This window comes from Bacillus sp. NPDC060175, from assembly GCF_042728695.1.
Lineage (GTDB): Bacteria > Bacillota > Bacilli > Bacillales > Bacillaceae_G > Bacillus_A.
Window position 1 is genome coordinate 19,055 of sequence record NZ_JBHWYR010000033.1, and the last position, 17,264, is coordinate 36,318.

A 17,264-nucleotide genomic window follows, 5' to 3' on the forward strand; every position below is an offset into this window, starting at 1 on the left:
GGGAAGTAGGATGTATGACTTTATAATTATTGGCGGAGGAATTGTTGGCCTTTCAACTGGAATGGCTTTAACGAAAAAATTCTCTCGTGCAAAAATCGCGATCATTGAAAAAGAAAAGGAACTTGCACATCATCAAACTGGGCATAATAGCGGAGTAATTCACTCTGGAATTTATTATAAACCAGGGAGTTATAAAGCGAAGTTTGCTAAAGAAGGAAACGCAGCTATGGTTCAATTTTGTAAAGAAAATGACATCGCTTATGACATGTGCGGAAAAGTAATTGTCGCTACAGAAAAGGACGAACTTCCTCTTTTACATAACTTATATGAAAGAGGCTTACAAAACGATTTACATATTTCAAAAATAGATAAAGAAGAATTAGCTGAAATTGAACCTCATGTAAAGGGACTTGGGGCAATCCGTGTTCCTTCTTGCGGGATTGCTGATTATAGAGGAGTAAGTTATGCATTTGCTCGCTTAATTCAAGAAAGCGGGGGAGAAATACATGTAGGAACAGTGGCGGAGCGTATTACTGAGAAGAAAGACGCTGTAACGATTGAGACAAATCAAGGTGTATTTAAAACGAAATTTCTCATTAACTGCGCCGGATTACATAGCGATCGCATTGCGAAAAAGACAGGTATATTAACGGATATGAAAATTGTTCCGTTCCGCGGTGAATATTATGAACTTGTCCCAGAAAAACGCCATCTTGTAAAACATTTAATCTATCCCGTTCCAAATCCAGAATTCCCGTTTTTAGGAGTTCATTTCACAAGAATGATCAACGGAGACGTACATGCAGGACCGAACGCAGTATTAAGCTTCAAGCGCGAAGGCTATACGAAAACGGACTTTGATATTAAAGACTTCATGGAAACAATGACTTACACAGGCTTTTGGAAAATGGCGATGCCAAATATGAAAGAAGGCATAAAAGAGGTGGTGCGCTCATTTAGTAAACAATCATTCCTAAAAAGCTTACAGCACCTAATACCAGAACTTACAGAGAAAGATATCGTGCCAACCCATGCAGGTGTAAGGGCACAGGCTATATTATCAAACGGAAATATGGTTGATGACTTCTGTATTATCCCTGGTATCAATTCTCTGCATATTTGCAACGCACCATCCCCGGCGGCAACGGCTAGTATAAAGATTGGTGAGGAGATTGCTAAGCAAGTGCCTGATGTGGTGGCGGTTAGGGTATGATGGGGTCCCCTGGTTTCGGGGGATTTTTTTAGTTTTGGATGCTCGGGTGGTCCGGGTGTGGGATTGGTTGTAGGCTAACGATCGCCGACTGTCTACTGTATAAAAAAATAGACAGTAGTGTATGTTTTTTTGAAAAATGTATACAAATCTCGCCCTTATACGTTGGCATGATACTTGCAATGAAAAGAGTATAAAAGTATGAAGGAGAGATAGAAATGAAGATTAGTAAAATATACACAACAATTGATGCTCACGTAGCTGGGGAACCACTTCGAATTATTACGGGCGGAGTGCCAGTGATAAAGGGAGAAACACAACTAGAAAGACGTGCGTACTGCATGGAACATTTGGATCATCTTCGTGAGGTTCTTATGTATGAACCGAGAGGACATCACGGCATGTACGGTTGTATCATTACTCCGCCTGCAAGTGCTCATGCTGATTTTGGCGTTTTATTTATGCATAATGAAGGCTGGAGTACGATGTGTGGTCACGGAATTATCGCTGTTATTACAGTAGGAATTGAAACGGGTATGTTTGAAGTGACAGGCGACAAACAAAAATTCATTATCGATAGTCCTGCTGGGGAAGTCATTGCGTACGCAAAATATAACGGGAGCGAAGTAGAGTCCGTATCATTCGAAAACGTTCCTTCGTTTGTATATAAGAAAGACGTTCCTATTAAAATAGATGACTATGAATTCCAAGTAGATATCGCGTTTGGCGGAGCATTTTATGCTGTAGTAGACTGTAAAGAATTTGGTTTGAAAGTTGATTTCAAAGACTTAGCTGCTATTCAAACGTGGGGCGGAAAAATTAAACATTATATCGAGAGCCAAATGGAAGTAAAACATCCACTTGAAGAAGATTTAAAAGGAATATACGGCGTTATTTTCTCAGATGAACCGAAAGGAGAAGACGCTACTTTACGGAATGTAACGATCTTTGCTGATGGGCAAGTAGACCGTTCCCCTTGCGGCACAGGAACTTCCGCAAGAATCGCAACCCTTTTTGAAAAAGATGCTTTACAAAAGGGAGAAACTTTCATCCATGAATGCATTACTGACGGCCAATTTATCGGAGAAGTATTATCTGTAACAGAGGTAGATAAATATGAAGCAGTCGTTCCGAAAGTGACGGGGAATGCATTTATTACAGGATTCCACCAGTTTGTTGTAGATCCGAGGGATGTGTTGAATCGGGGGTTTTTGTTAGGATAGAAGGAGGAGGTGGAAAGATATGCTAGTCATAAGCGCGAACGAACAAAGAAACTTAGTAAATATGAACGAAGTCATTGAATACGCGGCGCTTGCTTTACAAGAATTTTCCGCAGAAAGAACGATTACACCAATACGCGGCTCATTACCATTTGCGAACGAGCAAAATACCGCGTTAATTATGCCTTCAGTAGCGGAAGGACTTGAAGCTCTTGGTTTAAAAGTAGTAACAGTAGTCCCGGGGAACAAGAAAATAGGAAAGAAAACGATAAACGGGATTGTAATGCTATCAGACTTTCAAACAGGAGAACCACTCGCACTTTTAGAAGGATCCTACTTAACGATGATCCGAACAGGCGCCTTATCAGGAGTAGCGACAAAACATTTAGCTCGTCATAACGCAAAAACTTTATGCATCATCGGCACTGGTGAACAGGCGAAAGGAATCGCTGAAGCTGTACTCGCTGTTAGGGACATCGAAAAAATCAATTTATACAACCGAACAGAAGAAAAAGCGTATGCATTTGCGCAATATATACAAGAAAAATTCAGCAAACCGGCTTACGTTTACACAAATCCAAATGAAGCAATAAGTGAAGCAGACATTATCGTCACAACAACGAATGCATCCACACCAGTCTTCTCAGAAAAACTACAACAAGGCGTCCACGTAAACGCCGTCGGTTCATTTAGACCGAGCATGCAAGAACTACCATCACACGCCATCGCTAACGCAAACAAAGTAATAGTCGAATCAAAAGAAGCAGCACTAGAAGAAACAGGCGACCTCCAAGTTCCGATAAAGGAAGGTCTATTTAAAGCAAACGATCTCCACGCCGAACTTGGTCAAATTATAAGTGGAGAAAGACCTGGCCGAGAAAATAATGAAGAGATTACTATTTTTAAATCAGTTGGTTTGGCGGTAGTAGATATTATCGTTGCGAAGTATTTATATGAAAAAGCGGTGGAGCGTGGTTTGGGGAATAGGATTGAGTTTTGAGAGACTGCCTTTTGGTGGTCTTTTTTTGTGGGGATATAGTATTTGTTTCTGTTAATAGATTTCAAACTTTCCACATTTACAAAAAAGTTTGACTTTATATACGGGTAGTGGTAATTTAAAACTTATAAGAAAACTCGGGATTAAATCCGAGTTTTCTTATGGGTATAAATAGTTCGAGGGGGCCGAAAGATGAAACGGAAGTTATTTGCATTACCATTTGTCCTACTATTACTTATTGCATTAGCGGCTTGCTCAGGGGAGAAAGATTCTTCGAAGCAAGCGAACACTAGTAAATCAGGGACTCCGAAAGATGGAGGAACGTTAACAGTTGGTGTTAGTGATAATCCAGATACGATGAACCCGCTTTATGCGAATGATCGTGTGTCATTGACGATACAGCAAGCTTTATATGCACCGCTGTATCATATGGAAGACGGTAAGAAAAAGTTTGTTCTTGCTGAGAGCTTTACGCCTTCAGAAGATCAATTAACATGGACTTTAAAACTAAAAGATAATTTGAAATGGCATGATGGTAAGAAAATTACATCAGACGATATTGTATTTACATTCCAATCTATTTTAGATGAGAAGCAAAATAGTTCAAGCCGTGAAAACTTTATTTTTAAAGGGAAGCCGCTTGAGGTGAAAAAAGTGGATGAGCTAACGACTCAATTCGTTTTACCACAAGTAAGTGCATCTTTCGAAGGGGTTATGAATGATTTCTTCCCAATTCCGAAACATGTATTTGAAGGTGAAGCGGATTTAGTGAAGAGTAAGAAAAACCTACAACCTGTAGGCTCAGGTCCATTTAAATTAAAAGAGTTTAAATCAGATGAATATGTTGCGCTAGAGCGATTCGATGATTATTTTGCTGGTAAAGCGAAATTAGATTCTGTCGTGTACCGCGTTGTAAAAGATCGTAATACAGCAAATGTTTCACTTCAAAATGGTCAAATCAATATGAAGATGATTGAGCCACAAGACTTTAAGAAATTAGATAGCACTGGGAACTTCTCGATGGTGACATTCCCTGAAGGTAGATTATTCTACTTAGCTTATAACTTTAATACAGACCTTATGAAGAAAAAAGAAGTGCGCCAAGCGATTGCGCATGCATTAGATAAGAAAGAAATGATTAACTCAGCATTCGTTTCTAGTCAATTTGCAGAACCGGCAAATTCAATCTTAACGCCAGACGCTATGTATTATGCAAAAGACATAAAAGAGTATAAGTATGATCAAAAAGAAGCGAAAGATTTATTAGCAAAAGCTGGTGTGAAAGATAAAGAAAAAGTACGCGTTATGTATGTAACGAATAATAAAATTATGGAAAGCTTAGCGCTATATACACAACAAAAATTACAAGAAGTTGGCTTACAAGTTGAACTAAATGCATTAGATGCTAGTGCGGCAAGTGAAAAAGGCTTAGATAAAGAGAATAAAGAATATGACATTACATTCGGTGGTTACATAATGGGACCAGAGCCAGATTCATATAAGAGCTTATTCTTAAGTAATGCAGAATACAATTATGCACGTTATAAAAATGCTGACTTTGATAAGTTATGGGAAGAAGCTGCAGTTGAAACAGATAAAACGAAACGCGCAGAGCTATACCATAAAATTCAAGATACAGCGAGAGAAGACTTACCTTATCTTCCAATCGCATATCCAAAAGCAGTTATTGCAGTAGATAAAAAGTTTGATGGATTAAAAGAAGCAAAAGCAATTCCAGTTACAATGTTTGAAGATCTATCGAAGATTTATGAAGTGAAATAAGCAACTATGAAGAAGCTGGTGGAAATCAGCTTCTTTATCCCGCTTTAACGGACTGATTAAAGTTTCACTTTATCTTGAGGGGGGAAGTTTGTGTATAAAGTAATTGCAAAGAGGCTTTTAAATGCAATTCCGCTTTTATTTGTTATTTCTATTATTTCTTTTCTATTAATAAAACTAGCGCCGGGCGATCCCGTTCGAAACTTTGTAACGCCGAATATGAGCCCGATTGATGTCGAGCGTATTCGCAAAAGTTTAGGACTAGATCAACCGATTTACATGCAATATATTTTATGGCTAAAAAATATTTTAACAGGGAATTTTGGATACTCACTTCAAAATCATCGCCCTGTTTTAGAACTTATCACAGAGAGATTACCCGCAACAATTGGGTTAATGGGATCATCTTTACTCGTCTCATTTGTAATCGCAATACCACTTGGGCTATTTACAGGTGTGAAAAAGAATTCTATCTTTGACCGCATCGTGAACTTCATCTCCTATGTGGGAATCTCAATGCCAGTCTTTTGGTTCGCGTTACTATTAATCTACTTATTCTCTTTAAAATTGAACATGCTTCCGAGTATGGGTATGCGTACAGTCGGTCAAGATTCATTCTGGGATATTGTCCAGCACGGCATTTTACCTTGTATGGTGCTAGCGTTCCAAAACGTCTCTGTTTATATGAGATATATTCGCTCAAGTACCATCCAGCAATTAGAAGAAGATTACGTACAAATTCAATATGCGTACGGCGCTTCAAAGAAAACAGTTTTATTTAATCACGTACTTCGAAACGTATTAATACCGATCATTACAATTTTCGGATTATCCATTCCAAGTTTAGTAGGCGGAGCGTTCATTACAGAAACAGTATTCTCATGGCCCGGACTTGGTTCACTCGGGGTGAATGCTATTTTTAGATTTGATTATCCAATTATTATGGCAATTACATTACTATCATCATTCATGTTAATTCTCGGTAATTTAATTGCTGATATTTTATATGGCGTAGTAGATCCGCGCATTCGAATGAGGGGGTGATTTGGAATGAATAATAGGAGATTTCAAACGATAAAAAGTAGTTTTACAAAAAATAAGTTTGTAGTAATGGGAGTTATTATACTTGGTGTTTTAACAATTGCGTCTCTTTTCGCATTCATATCACCGTACGATCCTAGTAAAATGTCAATTCCAGATCGTTTACAAGAACCGAGTTTAAGTCATCCTTTCGGCACAGACGATTACGGAAGGGATTACTTAACGAGAGCGTTATATGGCGGACGAGTTTCCCTTGCGGTTGGTTTTCTAGCGATGGTTGTTTCCATTACAATCGGAACCGCAGTAGGAACAATTAGCGGATATTTTGGCGGAAAGTTAGACAACCTCTTAATGCGAGTTGTCGAGGTTCTTATGTCGATTCCGTCTTTCTTTTTAATGCTGTTATTAAATGCTTATTTAAAACCAGGAATTACAACGCTTGTTCTTATTATCGGATTATTAACGTGGATGGACACCGCGCGTATCGTAAGGGCAGAAACGTTATCTGTAAAAGAGCGTGAGTACGTTTTATATGCAAAAGTATCGGGGCAAAAATCACTCATGATTATTGTAAGGCACATCATTCCAAACATTTTATCGACCATTATAATCGCTGCGACATTAACAATTGCGACATCTATTTTAATGGAATCATCACTTAGCTTCTTAGGTTTAGGTATTAGAGAACCAGACTCTTCTTGGGGCAGCATGCTAAATAATGCGCAAGGATACATAGGTGAAGCTTGGTATTTAACACTCTTCCCAGGGTTCCTTATTCTATTAACTGTACTAAGTTTTAACGTAATCGGTGAAGCGCTCAAGAAGGCTTTCGCGCCAAAAGGGGCTGGGAATGAGAACTAAAGTGTTAAGTGAAAGGAGTGAGAAGCGTGTCTGAAAAACTATTAGAAGTGAAAAATTTAAAGACTTCTTTTTTCATAGAAAGTGGTGAAGTAGAAGCGGTCCGCGGCGTTTCATTTAGTTTGAAAAAGGGTGAAGTCGTTGGGATTGTTGGCGAATCGGGAAGCGGAAAGAGCGTTATGGCGAAATCCGTTATGGCTCTCGTTGCGCCTCCGGGGAAAGTGAAAGAAGGAGAGATTCTTTTTCAAAATGAAAACGTGCTTTCTAAATCGGAGAAAGAATTACGCTCTATTAGAGGAAATCAAATTTCACTTATATCCCAGGATCCAATGTCGGCATTAAACCCAGTTGTGAAAATTGGGAAGCAAATGACGGAAGTAATTATACGTCATCAAAAAGTGAAAAAGAAAGAAGCAGAGCACATCGCGGTCAACTTGCTAAAACAAGTCGGTCTTTCTTCACCAGAAGAAAGGGTAAAACAATATCCGCATGAATTAAGCGGTGGAATGAAACAGCGGGTTATGATCGCAATGGCGATGTCTTGTAATCCAGACCTTCTCATTGCGGATGAACCGACGACAGCGCTTGACGTAACGATACAAGCGCAAATACTAGATTTAATGAAAAACTTAAAAAACGAAACGAATATGTCGTTGCTTCTCATTACGCATGATCTTGGAATTGTTGCGCAAAACTGTACACGCGTTATCGTTATGTACGGCGGACTTATTATGGAAGAAGGACCTGTACTTGATATTTTCCAATCGCCGAACCATCCATATACGAAAGGGCTATTAAACTCTCTGCCGAAAATATCGAACGGAGTAAAAGAAAGACTAGCGCCAATTCAAGGTGTAACACCAAACTTACTACACCCGCCGAAAGGATGCCCATTCGCAGAGCGTTGCCCACATAAAATGGACATTTGTGAAAAAGAACGTCCACCATATTTTGAAATCGGAAACGGAAGACGCTCTATGTGCTGGTTAAACGATAGGGCGGTAGGTGATTCCCATGCATGAAGAAAACTTAATTGAAGTTCGGAACTTAAAAAAGTATTTTCCTATTAAAAAAGGACTATTCGGCAGAAAAACAGAGCAATTAAAAGCAGTCGATGACCTTAGCTTCACAATTAAAAAGGGTGAAACATTCGGACTAGTAGGAGAATCTGGCTGCGGAAAATCAACGACAGGAAGAAGTATCATTCGCTTACACGACGTCACTTCAGGTAACATCCTATTCGACGGAAAAGATATCGCGGATCTAAAAGAAAGTGAACTAAAAGAATATAGAAAAAGAATGCAAATCATTTTCCAAGACCCATACGCATCATTAAACCCGACAATGAACGTATTCCAAATTATTAGCGAACCGATGAACATTCACGGATCCTATAAAGAGGAAGAAAGAAAAGAAATCATTCTAGACCTTCTCAAAAAAGTAGGCCTAAAAGAAGAACACCTATATCGCTACCCGCACGAATTTAGCGGGGGACAAAGACAGCGCATCAGCATCGCACGCGCACTATCTGTAAAACCTGACTTTATCCTATGCGACGAACCAATCTCAGCACTAGACGTCTCAGTCCAAGCACAAGTCGTAAACATGCTGCAAGATATCCAAGAAGAAACAGGCGTCACATACTTATTCATCGCACATGACCTATCCATGGTAAGACACATATCAGACCGAATCGGAGTTATGTACTTAGGAAACATAGTAGAAATTGCCGACAGCGAAGACCTATACACAAAACCGGCACATCCATACACACAAGCACTACTCTCATCCATGCCAGAACCAGATCCAACAAATACAGGCAAAGAACGGATCATCCTGCAAGGGGAAGTACCAAGCCCACTCAACTCACCATCCGGCTGCAAATTCAGAACAAGGTGTAAATTTGCGACCGAAAAATGCGCGCAGGAAGTACCGAAGATGGTTGAGATTGCGAAGGGGCATGAGGTGGCTTGTCATTTATTTTAGAGGAGAAAGCACTAGGGGGGACCTGGTGCTTTTTTCTTTTGTGTGGGGGTGTGGGATTGGTTGTAGACTAATGGTCAGTGAATGTCTATATTTGCATCTCCTATCATATAATTCTCCTTATTTTTTAACTATAATTTGAATGACGAACTTCTTTTTGTTGGGAAAGCACGCAAAGTAAGACAACGTATTAAAAAGCATTTTGAAGATAATGTATCACCAATTAAAAATCATCGTGATGAAGTGTATCGTATTGATGTATGTATTGTAGAAAATCCGATGGAAAGAGAAATTTACGAAACATATATGATTAACGAATTTCAAACGAAGTATAATGTGGATAAAGTATTTTATAAATAACATCAACGTAAAACATGATCTTGGTACTACATCAAGATCATGTTTTTTTATATGCAATAAAAACAATTGATTATTCTTAATCATTCGACAAGATGCAACAATTTAAGATGGTATTTTTTGCTATGATAAGTAAGGAATTTATATATCGTGTTATTGGGGGATAAAAAGAGATGTTGAAAAAATTTACTACATGTATTTTAGGGGGCGCTTTAGTATTCAATTTATCTGGTTGCGGCAATACATCCGACAAAACTTCTTCAGAATCTAAAGAAACCAATTCTAAACAAGAAGAAAAGAAAGTGCAAACAACTGATGAGGCGAAACCGAAAGAGAATGCAAAGCAGAAAAATACAGAACAAACAAAAGAGAAATCAAAGGTAAAAGAAAAAGAGTATGCTGTAAACAAGGATTTTCATACACCTAAATTTGATGTAACTGTAAAAAGAGTTGTAGAAAGAGATAAGGTTGGTAAAGAAAGTATAGGAATCCAAGAACCTGAAAATGGACATGTCTTTATTGTTTTAGAAGTAGAAGGGAAAAACATCACAAACGAATCGATGAAATTAGCCGTTTTACCATCAGTGGATTTAGTGGATGAAAATGATAATGCTTACCAAAGTGATGTGTGGGCAACTAGTAGTTATGAGGTTGAAAAAGGTGAGACCTCTACTATTACTAAGGAATTAAAACCAGGGGAGGTAAAGAGACAAAATAAAGTTTACGTGATTAATAAAGAAAAATTTGATACAGGAAAATGGTATGTACTTGTTAACCATGAGTATAAGGAACAAATTAAATAGTGTTTATTTATTAAGAGGAGATGACTCCTCTTTTTTTGTTACAAGTTAACATAAAATTTCGTTATGAGGGACTGCCTTTTGGTGGTCTTTTTTGCATAAAATCTTGTAAAGCAAGAAAAAGTAGAATATTAATATTCTAATATTCAATAGAAAGATAAAACGTTTAAAAGTTCAGAATAATACATTATAATATATTTAGTAAAATTAACCAATATATATTTTGCTCATTATGCATTAAAGGGGAAATGAAAATGGCTGGACAAATTCGTATGTCACCAGAGGAGCTTAAATCGAAAGCGGCTCGATATGGACAAGGTGCAAATCAAATTGAGGACATTTTAAGTCAACTACAAAACTTACAAAATGAATTAAGAGGAGAATGGGAAGGACGTGCTTTTGAAGGTTTTGACCAACAGTTCAATGAATTAAAGCCAAAAGTACAAAACTTCGCACAGCTATTACAAGAAATTAATGTGCAGCTGAATAAAACTGCAGAGGCTGTTGCTTCTCATGATGAAGAATTATCACGTAATTTCGGTTTGAAATAAAAATTGTTTTACTCTATATAACAAGCATTTCAAATGAGCCATACAGCTTATATTGTATGGCTCATTTGATTGCATGCCTAGTGAGTGATATTGATAAGGATATATAATGAGATTTCTTTAATACATTTGGAAAACGTATAGAAAGGATTTGAAAGAATGGGACAATTTCAAAGTAATTTACAAAAAGCAACGCAAATTGCTACGAAAATGGGATCAGCCTCTGATAGGATTCAAAGTGCAACCAGTCGTTCTATAACAAAGGCGACGCGTACAACGTTGTCTGTTAACTTCAAATCACAAGAAGCGAATCAGCAAGTTTTAGACTTGACGAAACAATTTTCCGCTGCCTTTCAAAAAGCGGTTGATAATATTCATTCGGTAGCTAACGAGTTTGAGAGAATGGATAACGAACTTCACAATACTTTTCGCTAATGTGACAACCTACGTAAAGGTAAAATGGTAGGAGGAATATGATGAGTCAAGATATTGAAAAACAAATTGATCAAGTAAACCAAAAGTTAAGAAGTGTATTTGAAGAACAAGACCGAAATCAATCCGCGATTCACATTCAGGAGCGAGCGGAAGCAGATTATTATGAATGGAGAGGTGGAAGCTATCGTTTGTTTGATCGAATTTTAGGAACTTGGCATGATGATAGAGAAATGTCTCAGTTTTTTATGAATACATATCAAGATGCAAAACATATTGAAAGAAAAATCACATTTGAATTGGAAAACAAAAAAGAAACGTTGCTTAAAGAAAGACGAGACCTTAGTAATTTAGAAAACGACCTTTCCTATCAACAACAACAATTAGCAAGGGAGGTCAATGCATGAGTTTAAATATGTATTTGGGAGAAGTACGAAGCCAAACTCAAAGCATGAATGCTGTATGTACCGCTACCATTCAAGGTATGGAACAAGCCATTCAGTCGATTGACGCTTTTGCAATTGATACTGTTCTACAAGGACAAACTTATAGCAGTGCAAAATCATTTTTTGTACAAACCTTTCGTCCTTTAGCACAAGGAATCATTTATCTGTGTGAAGAGTTAATTCGTCAGAACGATGCTTTTCCAAGTCAATTTCAATCACAAGTCGCTTCCACAGATGTAATTGAACAAGAAATCTTAGAACAAATTCGAGAAATTGACCGAATGAAAGCAAGTATGGAAGCCGTCAGTCAAGCTATGCCAATCCCAGGTATGGAAGCTATGGCAAATCTTTTTACTGTCATGAGGAAAAAACTGCAAGAAAAATTAGAACATCTATATGAATTTAATTATACTTCTAGTAGTAATTATGATACAGCACTTCAACTAGCTGCTAGTATCGCACAAGGTTTAGCAGAGGTACAAAGTGGAAAAGGTTTTAGTCCTGCAAGTGGTACATTTAGTACACAAGGGTTGAATATGGAATGGACAACTTCAATTCAAGCGATTACAGAAGAGAGGGCACGACAAGCTGCCAATTCAATTGAAGAAGGTGAAATGTGTGGTAAGCTACCTGAAAAATCTACTGGCGAAAAAATTTGGGACGGTATTGTAGATGGTACGGGACAAGCAGTTAGCGATACAATAGACGGAATAAAAGCTTTAGGAGATTGGGAAACGTGGGAAAACATGGGGAACGCTGCTTTGCACCCTATTGATACCCTTAGTACCATGTATAATGCATTGTCGGATTCATTTATTAATGATGTAATAAATGGAGACGCAGAAAGTCGAGCAAAGTGGGGAAGTTATGCTTTAACACAAGTTGGATTAGGACTTATTGGTGATAAAGGATTAAGTAAAGTATCGAAGGTAGCAACTACTGCAAATCTAACAAAAGGTATGTCCAGAGTAACTAATTCTGCTACATATAGAAACACACTAAACGTATTTAATAATTACACAGGGAAATTTGGAAGTGATTTTGCATTTGTAGGTGGAACACAGCAATATTTACAAAAAGCAGCTAATTATACCTATGAAGGCCCGAATGGTCCAAAAACAATCAGGTTAAGAATGGGTGAATTAGCAGGAGATAAACATCCAGTTACAGGTATACCTTATGATGCTGATGGATTTCCTATTTTTAAATCTAAGGGCGAGGTAACCTTAAAAGAGACAGACTTCAAAAAAACTAGAACAACACATTTTAGAAGATGTAATAAGGACCTATACAAACAAATAATGGAAGATCCTAAATTAGCTTCAAAATTCACGAAAGAAGAGATTGAACTATTTAGAATAGGGAAAACACCAGAAAATTATACATGGCATCATCATCAGGAACCTGGTCGAATGCAACTTGTAGATTATCAGATACATCACGATACTGGTCATACAGGTGGATATAAAATTTGGGGAAAAGATAGTGATAAATAGGGAGGTTTATAATTATGAACAACATTACATGGATTAATGTAAGTGAGAAAAAAGTTACAGATGAACAAATTGAACAATTAGAAGAGTACTTTGGTATTAAATTTCCTAATGATTTTATTGAGTGTGTAAAGAAATATGATGGTGGCTATCCTACTCCAGATACATTCAATATTCCTAATCAGGATGAAGATTCACTTAATAATCTTTTAACCTTAGACTCTGAGAGAAAAATTTCTATGCTGCAAACATATAATAGTATAAAAGATAGATTGGTAGATAAAGTATATCCTTTTGCTAGAGACCCGTTTGGTAACCTTCTATGCTTTGATTACCGAAATAATCCTCAGTCACCAACAGTCGTATTTTGGGACCATGAGGAAGAAGAAATGGAAGAATCAATCTATCCTGTTTGTTCATCTTTTGCAGAATTACTTGATAGCTTATATGAGTTTGAAGACGAGGACGAATAATTAATTATGAGTAACAAAAGTAAGACTTATGTGAATTACGCATAAGTCTTTTTAATATTATCTCAAAGTTAAGAAGATTGAGGGGAAAAATTCTCATGAATCTAGGGGAGCTAGTTTAAAAGAAATTAAAAGACAATTAAATATACCTAGATTTCAACACCCGATTAGTCAAAAAATGGTACCATTAACAGATAGTAATGGTAAAAGGATATTAAATGATAATAAACAGCCTATTATGACTCGAGAATTAACATATGAAGTAAAAGGTCAAAAAATTATAATTCAAGATCATTCAGAGGGTCATAAGTTTGGAGAAGGTGGAATTGGAGATCAGCCACCGCATCATAATGTAAGAACTGAATACAATACACGAACAGGACAGGTAGATGGTATGGAGGATCATTATTATTTTGAGAAGAGAAATAAAAAATAGGGAGTATAAAAATGATTGATCAATTTAAATTTTTAAATCCACAAGCGTTAATTAGTATTTTTGGGAAAATACCAAAGTTTGAAGAATCAGAGTTATTAGATGTGCGTCTTAAAAGAGATGGTCCTACTTTAGTTATTCAATTGATGACAAAGGAAAATGTTGAAAACAAGCCAAAACGATGGAATAAGTGGGATGTAATTTATGTAGAGATATCTTTCTTTACTATTCATAATTTAACAATAAAAGGTTTAGGGACAGAAAATATAATTGATTATTTTGAAATAAATACGATAGAAGAAGAAGGTTTATTAAAAATTAAGTGTAAGAATCAAATGTTAGTTGAGTGCTCGTTTGAATGGGCAAAGGTAGAAGGGGTAACCCCAGGCTTAATAGGATTACCATAATTTTGATGGGAAGTAGATAGTTAATCTTTATAGTATTCATATTTTAATATTTTTGGATTAAATAAGGAATGTATCAAGGACATTATCTTTTTCTTCTTTATTGATACCAATGTATTTAAGTGTAATTTGTGGTGTGCTGTGATTGAGTATGTCTTGCAACATGGCTACATCTTTAGTTTGTTTATAGAACCAATAGCCGAAGATTTTGCTCATGGTGTGAGTCCCAATAGATTCGATACCAGCAAAATCTTTGGCTTTTTTAAATTTTTGATAAGTCTAGATCTTATTAATGGGTTGATCTTTTTTTCGAGAAGGGAATAATATTTCACAGAAGGTGTAAAATGGGATGCTGATTTAGATGGTGATGGTGAAGATGATAGTATTAAGGATATGGTGAAAACGAGCGCGAAAAAAACTTGGTCAACAGTAGCGGAGTGGTTTAATTAACATGAAAAAAAATATAGATTTTAATAAGAAAGCTTTTGCACATTATATGGCTCTTTATCCTGTAAATGAAATAAGAGTCCATGTAATTGTCCTTGTCCTTTTGGGGGCGGACGTGTTTGTTCTTTTGCCTGCGTTCGCGAATCCTTTTCGATTACTTTATGTATATATAGTAACTCCTCCAGTTATTTTTTTAAATTTGTGGGCGATATGGATTGCTATCAATCCTCGGAAACGACAATTACAATACACTCTATTTCGAGGAGTATATGGCACCATATGTTCAGTCGGATTATTGGTTATAACTCAAAAATATGCTTATGAAGTGTTACAATTACAAACTCCCATCTATTTTATTCTTTCATTTGGTTTGTATGGTTTTGCTTTGTATCATTTTTATAAAAATCATATTGAAAAACTTCAGGAACCAAGAAAAAAATCAAAATCATCGAAAGGAACTGGTGGTGTAAAAGTAGCAGCTATTGCAGCGGGATTGGGGCAGTTAATTGCTAATATAATTCTTAGCATTGCAACACAACAGATGGGGGCAATTGTATTTATGTCTGCATGCACAGTGATTTCGTTTGTTTTGTTTTATATGATTATAGAACTCCATAAGTATTATTATTTACGGAAGCATATAGAAGATGGAGGGAAAATATGCATAGGCTTTTAAAGAGAATTTGTTGAATTTTAAGTATATAATCGCATTCTTCTTATAGTTGGTTAAAGGATAGAAAAAATAGGAGGGAGAGTTAATCTCATGAATGTGGAATTACATTTAGATAGCAGAGAGATCTTTTTTCTATTTCGGATGATAGGGATAGAAGAAGTTAAAGGATTTGAAAATCAATACCAGGCTATACCTTAGAGTAAAAAGATCAAGAGTGGATATAGGGATAAATAATATTTAAAGGTAGGTAAAGAATTGGAGGGATTAAAATGAAGATTAAAAATGGTAGTAAACTTCAATCACCAAATGATGAATTAATTGAATCATTTGAGGAATATTGTGAGATAAAATTACCAACTGATTTTATAGGTTTTTTGAAAAAATATAATGGATCTATTCCTATTACTAATGCTTTTTTACATGAAAAAAATGAACTTTTAATTGAACGTTTCTTATGTTTGTTGGAGGACCCAGAAGATGATGATGAAAATGGTTGGTATGATATAGAGGTTGTATTATCTGATATCGATACTCGTTTAACGGATGATGAAGATTTAACAGGAGTAAATGTTATTCCGTTTGCTGTTTTATTCGCAGGTGATTTTCTTTGTTTAGATTTTAGAGAAAAAGAAATACCATCTGTTGTGGTATGGTATCATGAAGAATCAGAAGAGTTGAATCCAGTAACTAGTGAAGTTGCAGATAATTTTAGTGATTTTTTAAGTATGTTAAAAGAATAATGTAAGAAAAGTAATTAAATTTTATTTATGGGTTTGAATTTGTATTAAAGTTTTTTGCTTTTTAATAGGTTGATATATATTTTAAAAGAAATTAAAGGAGAAATGTATCAAGGATATTATCCTTTTCTTCTTTATTGACACCAATGTATTTAAGTGTAATTTGTGGTGTACTGTGATTAAGAATTTCTTGTAACATAGCTACATCTTTTGTTTGTAGAACCAATAGCCGAAGGTTTTCCGCATGGTGTGAGTCCCGATGGATTCTATATCGGCAAAATCTCCGGCTTGTTGTAATTGTCGATAAGCCTGGATCTTACTAATGGATTGATCCCCTTTTCTTGAAGGGAATAACCAGGTACTTTCTAGTGCTTGGGCATACGAATAGACTTCATCAAAAATAGAAGTAAGGTTAATCATGCGTTCTTTCTCTGTTTTTCCTTCTTTGATCTTAAATTCTTTTCTTTTTTTTCGTTTTAACTTTACTATGGTTTGGGTTTCAATTTGGAGTAGATCGCTGACACGTAATCCTGTATGGATCCCAATAAGGAAGAGAATATAGTCTCGTTCAGAATAATGACGTTTGAGAGCCCATTTCATATCTTCAATCTGTTCTTTACTTCTGATGGGGTGGACATCAATGAGATGTGGTTTTTTGTTCACGGATTTTTAACATCTTTATTTACAGTGTTTTGAATGTAAACTAATAATAAAAAGTTTGCTTTCAAATTAGAAAAGGTTAGTCCCTCACTCCACTCCAGCTAAAAACCTCACACCCAAAAACAAAGGGGAACTCAATTGTTCAAACTCATATAAAGTTTTAATCTTGTCTAAGCATCCATTAGGATATACAATTGATCATCCATTTTTCTTTACATAATCTCCAGATACAGTCCATATCAACTATAGATTCTTGTCTTATGCTAAATGTAATCA

The 17,264-nt window shown here is 36.2% G+C and carries 18 protein-coding genes and 3 pseudogenes; 19 read left to right on the plus strand and 2 right to left on the minus strand.

Annotated features, from left to right (window positions below):
* Positions 1-10 precede the first annotated feature (10 nt).
* The 17 genes and pseudogenes from lhgO (at position 11) to ACFWDE_RS17135 (ending at position 14,474) form a co-directional block, all read left to right on the plus strand.
* The gene (gene lhgO, locus ACFWDE_RS17055) at positions 11-1,213 is read left to right on the plus strand and encodes an L-2-hydroxyglutarate oxidase (protein WP_377893500.1); all 1,203 of its coding nucleotides are present in this window, start codon (positions 11-13) and stop codon (positions 1,211-1,213) included.
* A gap of 215 nt (positions 1,214-1,428) precedes the next feature.
* Positions 1,429-2,433, plus strand: coding sequence for a proline racemase family protein (locus ACFWDE_RS17060; protein WP_377893502.1), 1,005 nt, complete (start codon positions 1,429-1,431; stop codon positions 2,431-2,433).
* Positions 2,434-2,452: 19 nt separating this feature from the next.
* Positions 2,453-3,430, plus strand: a complete 978-nt coding sequence (locus tag ACFWDE_RS17065) for an ornithine cyclodeaminase family protein (protein WP_377893504.1) — start codon at positions 2,453-2,455, stop codon at positions 3,428-3,430.
* 189 nt (positions 3,431-3,619) lie between these two features.
* Positions 3,620-5,209 (plus strand): ABC transporter substrate-binding protein, encoded by a 1,590-nt coding sequence (locus ACFWDE_RS17070; protein ID WP_377893506.1) that lies wholly within the window; start codon positions 3,620-3,622, stop codon positions 5,207-5,209.
* Between the two features lie 90 nt (positions 5,210-5,299).
* Entirely contained in the window at positions 5,300-6,250 is a 951-nt protein-coding gene (locus tag ACFWDE_RS17075) for an ABC transporter permease (protein ID WP_016094679.1), read from the plus strand.
* A gap of 6 nt (positions 6,251-6,256) precedes the next feature.
* Complete coding sequence (locus tag ACFWDE_RS17080; RefSeq protein ID WP_377893507.1) at positions 6,257-7,108, plus strand: ABC transporter permease; 852 nt, start codon at positions 6,257-6,259, stop codon at positions 7,106-7,108.
* 26 nt (positions 7,109-7,134) lie between these two features.
* Positions 7,135-8,127 (plus strand): ABC transporter ATP-binding protein, encoded by a 993-nt coding sequence (locus ACFWDE_RS17085; protein ID WP_377893509.1) that lies wholly within the window; start codon positions 7,135-7,137, stop codon positions 8,125-8,127.
* Positions 8,120-9,091, plus strand: coding sequence for an ABC transporter ATP-binding protein (locus ACFWDE_RS17090; RefSeq protein ID WP_377893510.1), 972 nt, complete (start codon positions 8,120-8,122; stop codon positions 9,089-9,091). The genes ACFWDE_RS17085 and ACFWDE_RS17090 overlap by 8 nt, the downstream gene beginning before the upstream one ends.
* A 117-nt stretch (positions 9,092-9,208) precedes the next feature.
* Positions 9,209-9,448 (plus strand): annotated as a pseudogene (locus ACFWDE_RS17095) (nucleotide excision repair endonuclease); the annotation flags it as partial.
* A 170-nt stretch (positions 9,449-9,618) separates the two neighbouring features.
* Complete coding sequence (locus tag ACFWDE_RS17100; protein ID WP_377893512.1) at positions 9,619-10,248, plus strand: hypothetical protein; 630 nt, start codon at positions 9,619-9,621, stop codon at positions 10,246-10,248.
* Positions 10,249-10,499: 251 nt separating this feature from the next.
* On the plus strand, positions 10,500-10,796 hold the full coding sequence (locus tag ACFWDE_RS17105) for a WXG100 family type VII secretion target (protein ID WP_002166274.1): 297 nt from the start codon (positions 10,500-10,502) through the stop codon (positions 10,794-10,796).
* A 156-nt stretch (positions 10,797-10,952) separates the two neighbouring features.
* A complete protein-coding gene (locus tag ACFWDE_RS17110) occupies positions 10,953-11,228 on the plus strand; it encodes a TIGR04197 family type VII secretion effector (RefSeq protein WP_377893514.1) in 276 nt (91 codons plus the stop codon).
* A 41-nt stretch (positions 11,229-11,269) separates the two neighbouring features.
* The gene (locus ACFWDE_RS17115; RefSeq protein WP_377893516.1) at positions 11,270-11,632 is read left to right on the plus strand and encodes a DUF3958 family protein; all 363 of its coding nucleotides are present in this window, start codon (positions 11,270-11,272) and stop codon (positions 11,630-11,632) included.
* Positions 11,629-13,167 (plus strand): HNH endonuclease, encoded by a 1,539-nt coding sequence (locus ACFWDE_RS17120; protein WP_377893518.1) that lies wholly within the window; start codon positions 11,629-11,631, stop codon positions 13,165-13,167. Before ACFWDE_RS17115 ends, ACFWDE_RS17120 begins: the two co-directional genes overlap by 4 nt.
* 14 nt (positions 13,168-13,181) lie before the next feature.
* On the plus strand, positions 13,182-13,637 hold the full coding sequence (locus ACFWDE_RS17125; RefSeq protein ID WP_001060032.1) for an SMI1/KNR4 family protein: 456 nt from the start codon (positions 13,182-13,184) through the stop codon (positions 13,635-13,637).
* Positions 13,638-13,812: 175 nt separating this feature from the next.
* Positions 13,813-14,070: an HNH/endonuclease VII fold putative polymorphic toxin gene (locus ACFWDE_RS17130; RefSeq protein ID WP_377893519.1), complete on the plus strand. Its 258-nt coding sequence runs from the start codon at positions 13,813-13,815 to the stop codon at positions 14,068-14,070.
* Between the two features lie 11 nt (positions 14,071-14,081).
* Positions 14,082-14,474, plus strand: a complete 393-nt coding sequence (locus tag ACFWDE_RS17135; protein WP_000566919.1) for an immunity 50 family protein — start codon at positions 14,082-14,084, stop codon at positions 14,472-14,474.
* Between the two features lie 57 nt (positions 14,475-14,531).
* Here ACFWDE_RS17135 and ACFWDE_RS17140 read toward each other — a convergent pair.
* Positions 14,532-14,795 (minus strand): annotated as a pseudogene (locus tag ACFWDE_RS17140) (tyrosine-type recombinase/integrase); the annotation flags it as partial.
* A 127-nt stretch (positions 14,796-14,922) separates the two neighbouring features.
* Here ACFWDE_RS17140 and ACFWDE_RS17145 point away from each other — a divergent pair.
* Together ACFWDE_RS17145 and ACFWDE_RS17150 are read left to right on the plus strand one after the other, a co-directional pair.
* Complete coding sequence (locus ACFWDE_RS17145) at positions 14,923-15,594, plus strand: hypothetical protein (protein ID WP_377893521.1); 672 nt, start codon at positions 14,923-14,925, stop codon at positions 15,592-15,594.
* A gap of 266 nt (positions 15,595-15,860) precedes the next feature.
* Positions 15,861-16,331 (plus strand): SMI1/KNR4 family protein, encoded by a 471-nt coding sequence (locus ACFWDE_RS17150; protein WP_002064022.1) that lies wholly within the window; start codon positions 15,861-15,863, stop codon positions 16,329-16,331.
* Between the two features lie 91 nt (positions 16,332-16,422).
* On the opposite strand, the pseudogene ACFWDE_RS17155 reads toward ACFWDE_RS17150, so the two are convergent.
* A pseudogene (locus ACFWDE_RS17155) lies at positions 16,423-16,991 on the minus strand (tyrosine-type recombinase/integrase).
* Positions 16,992-17,264: the final 273 nt, after the last annotated feature.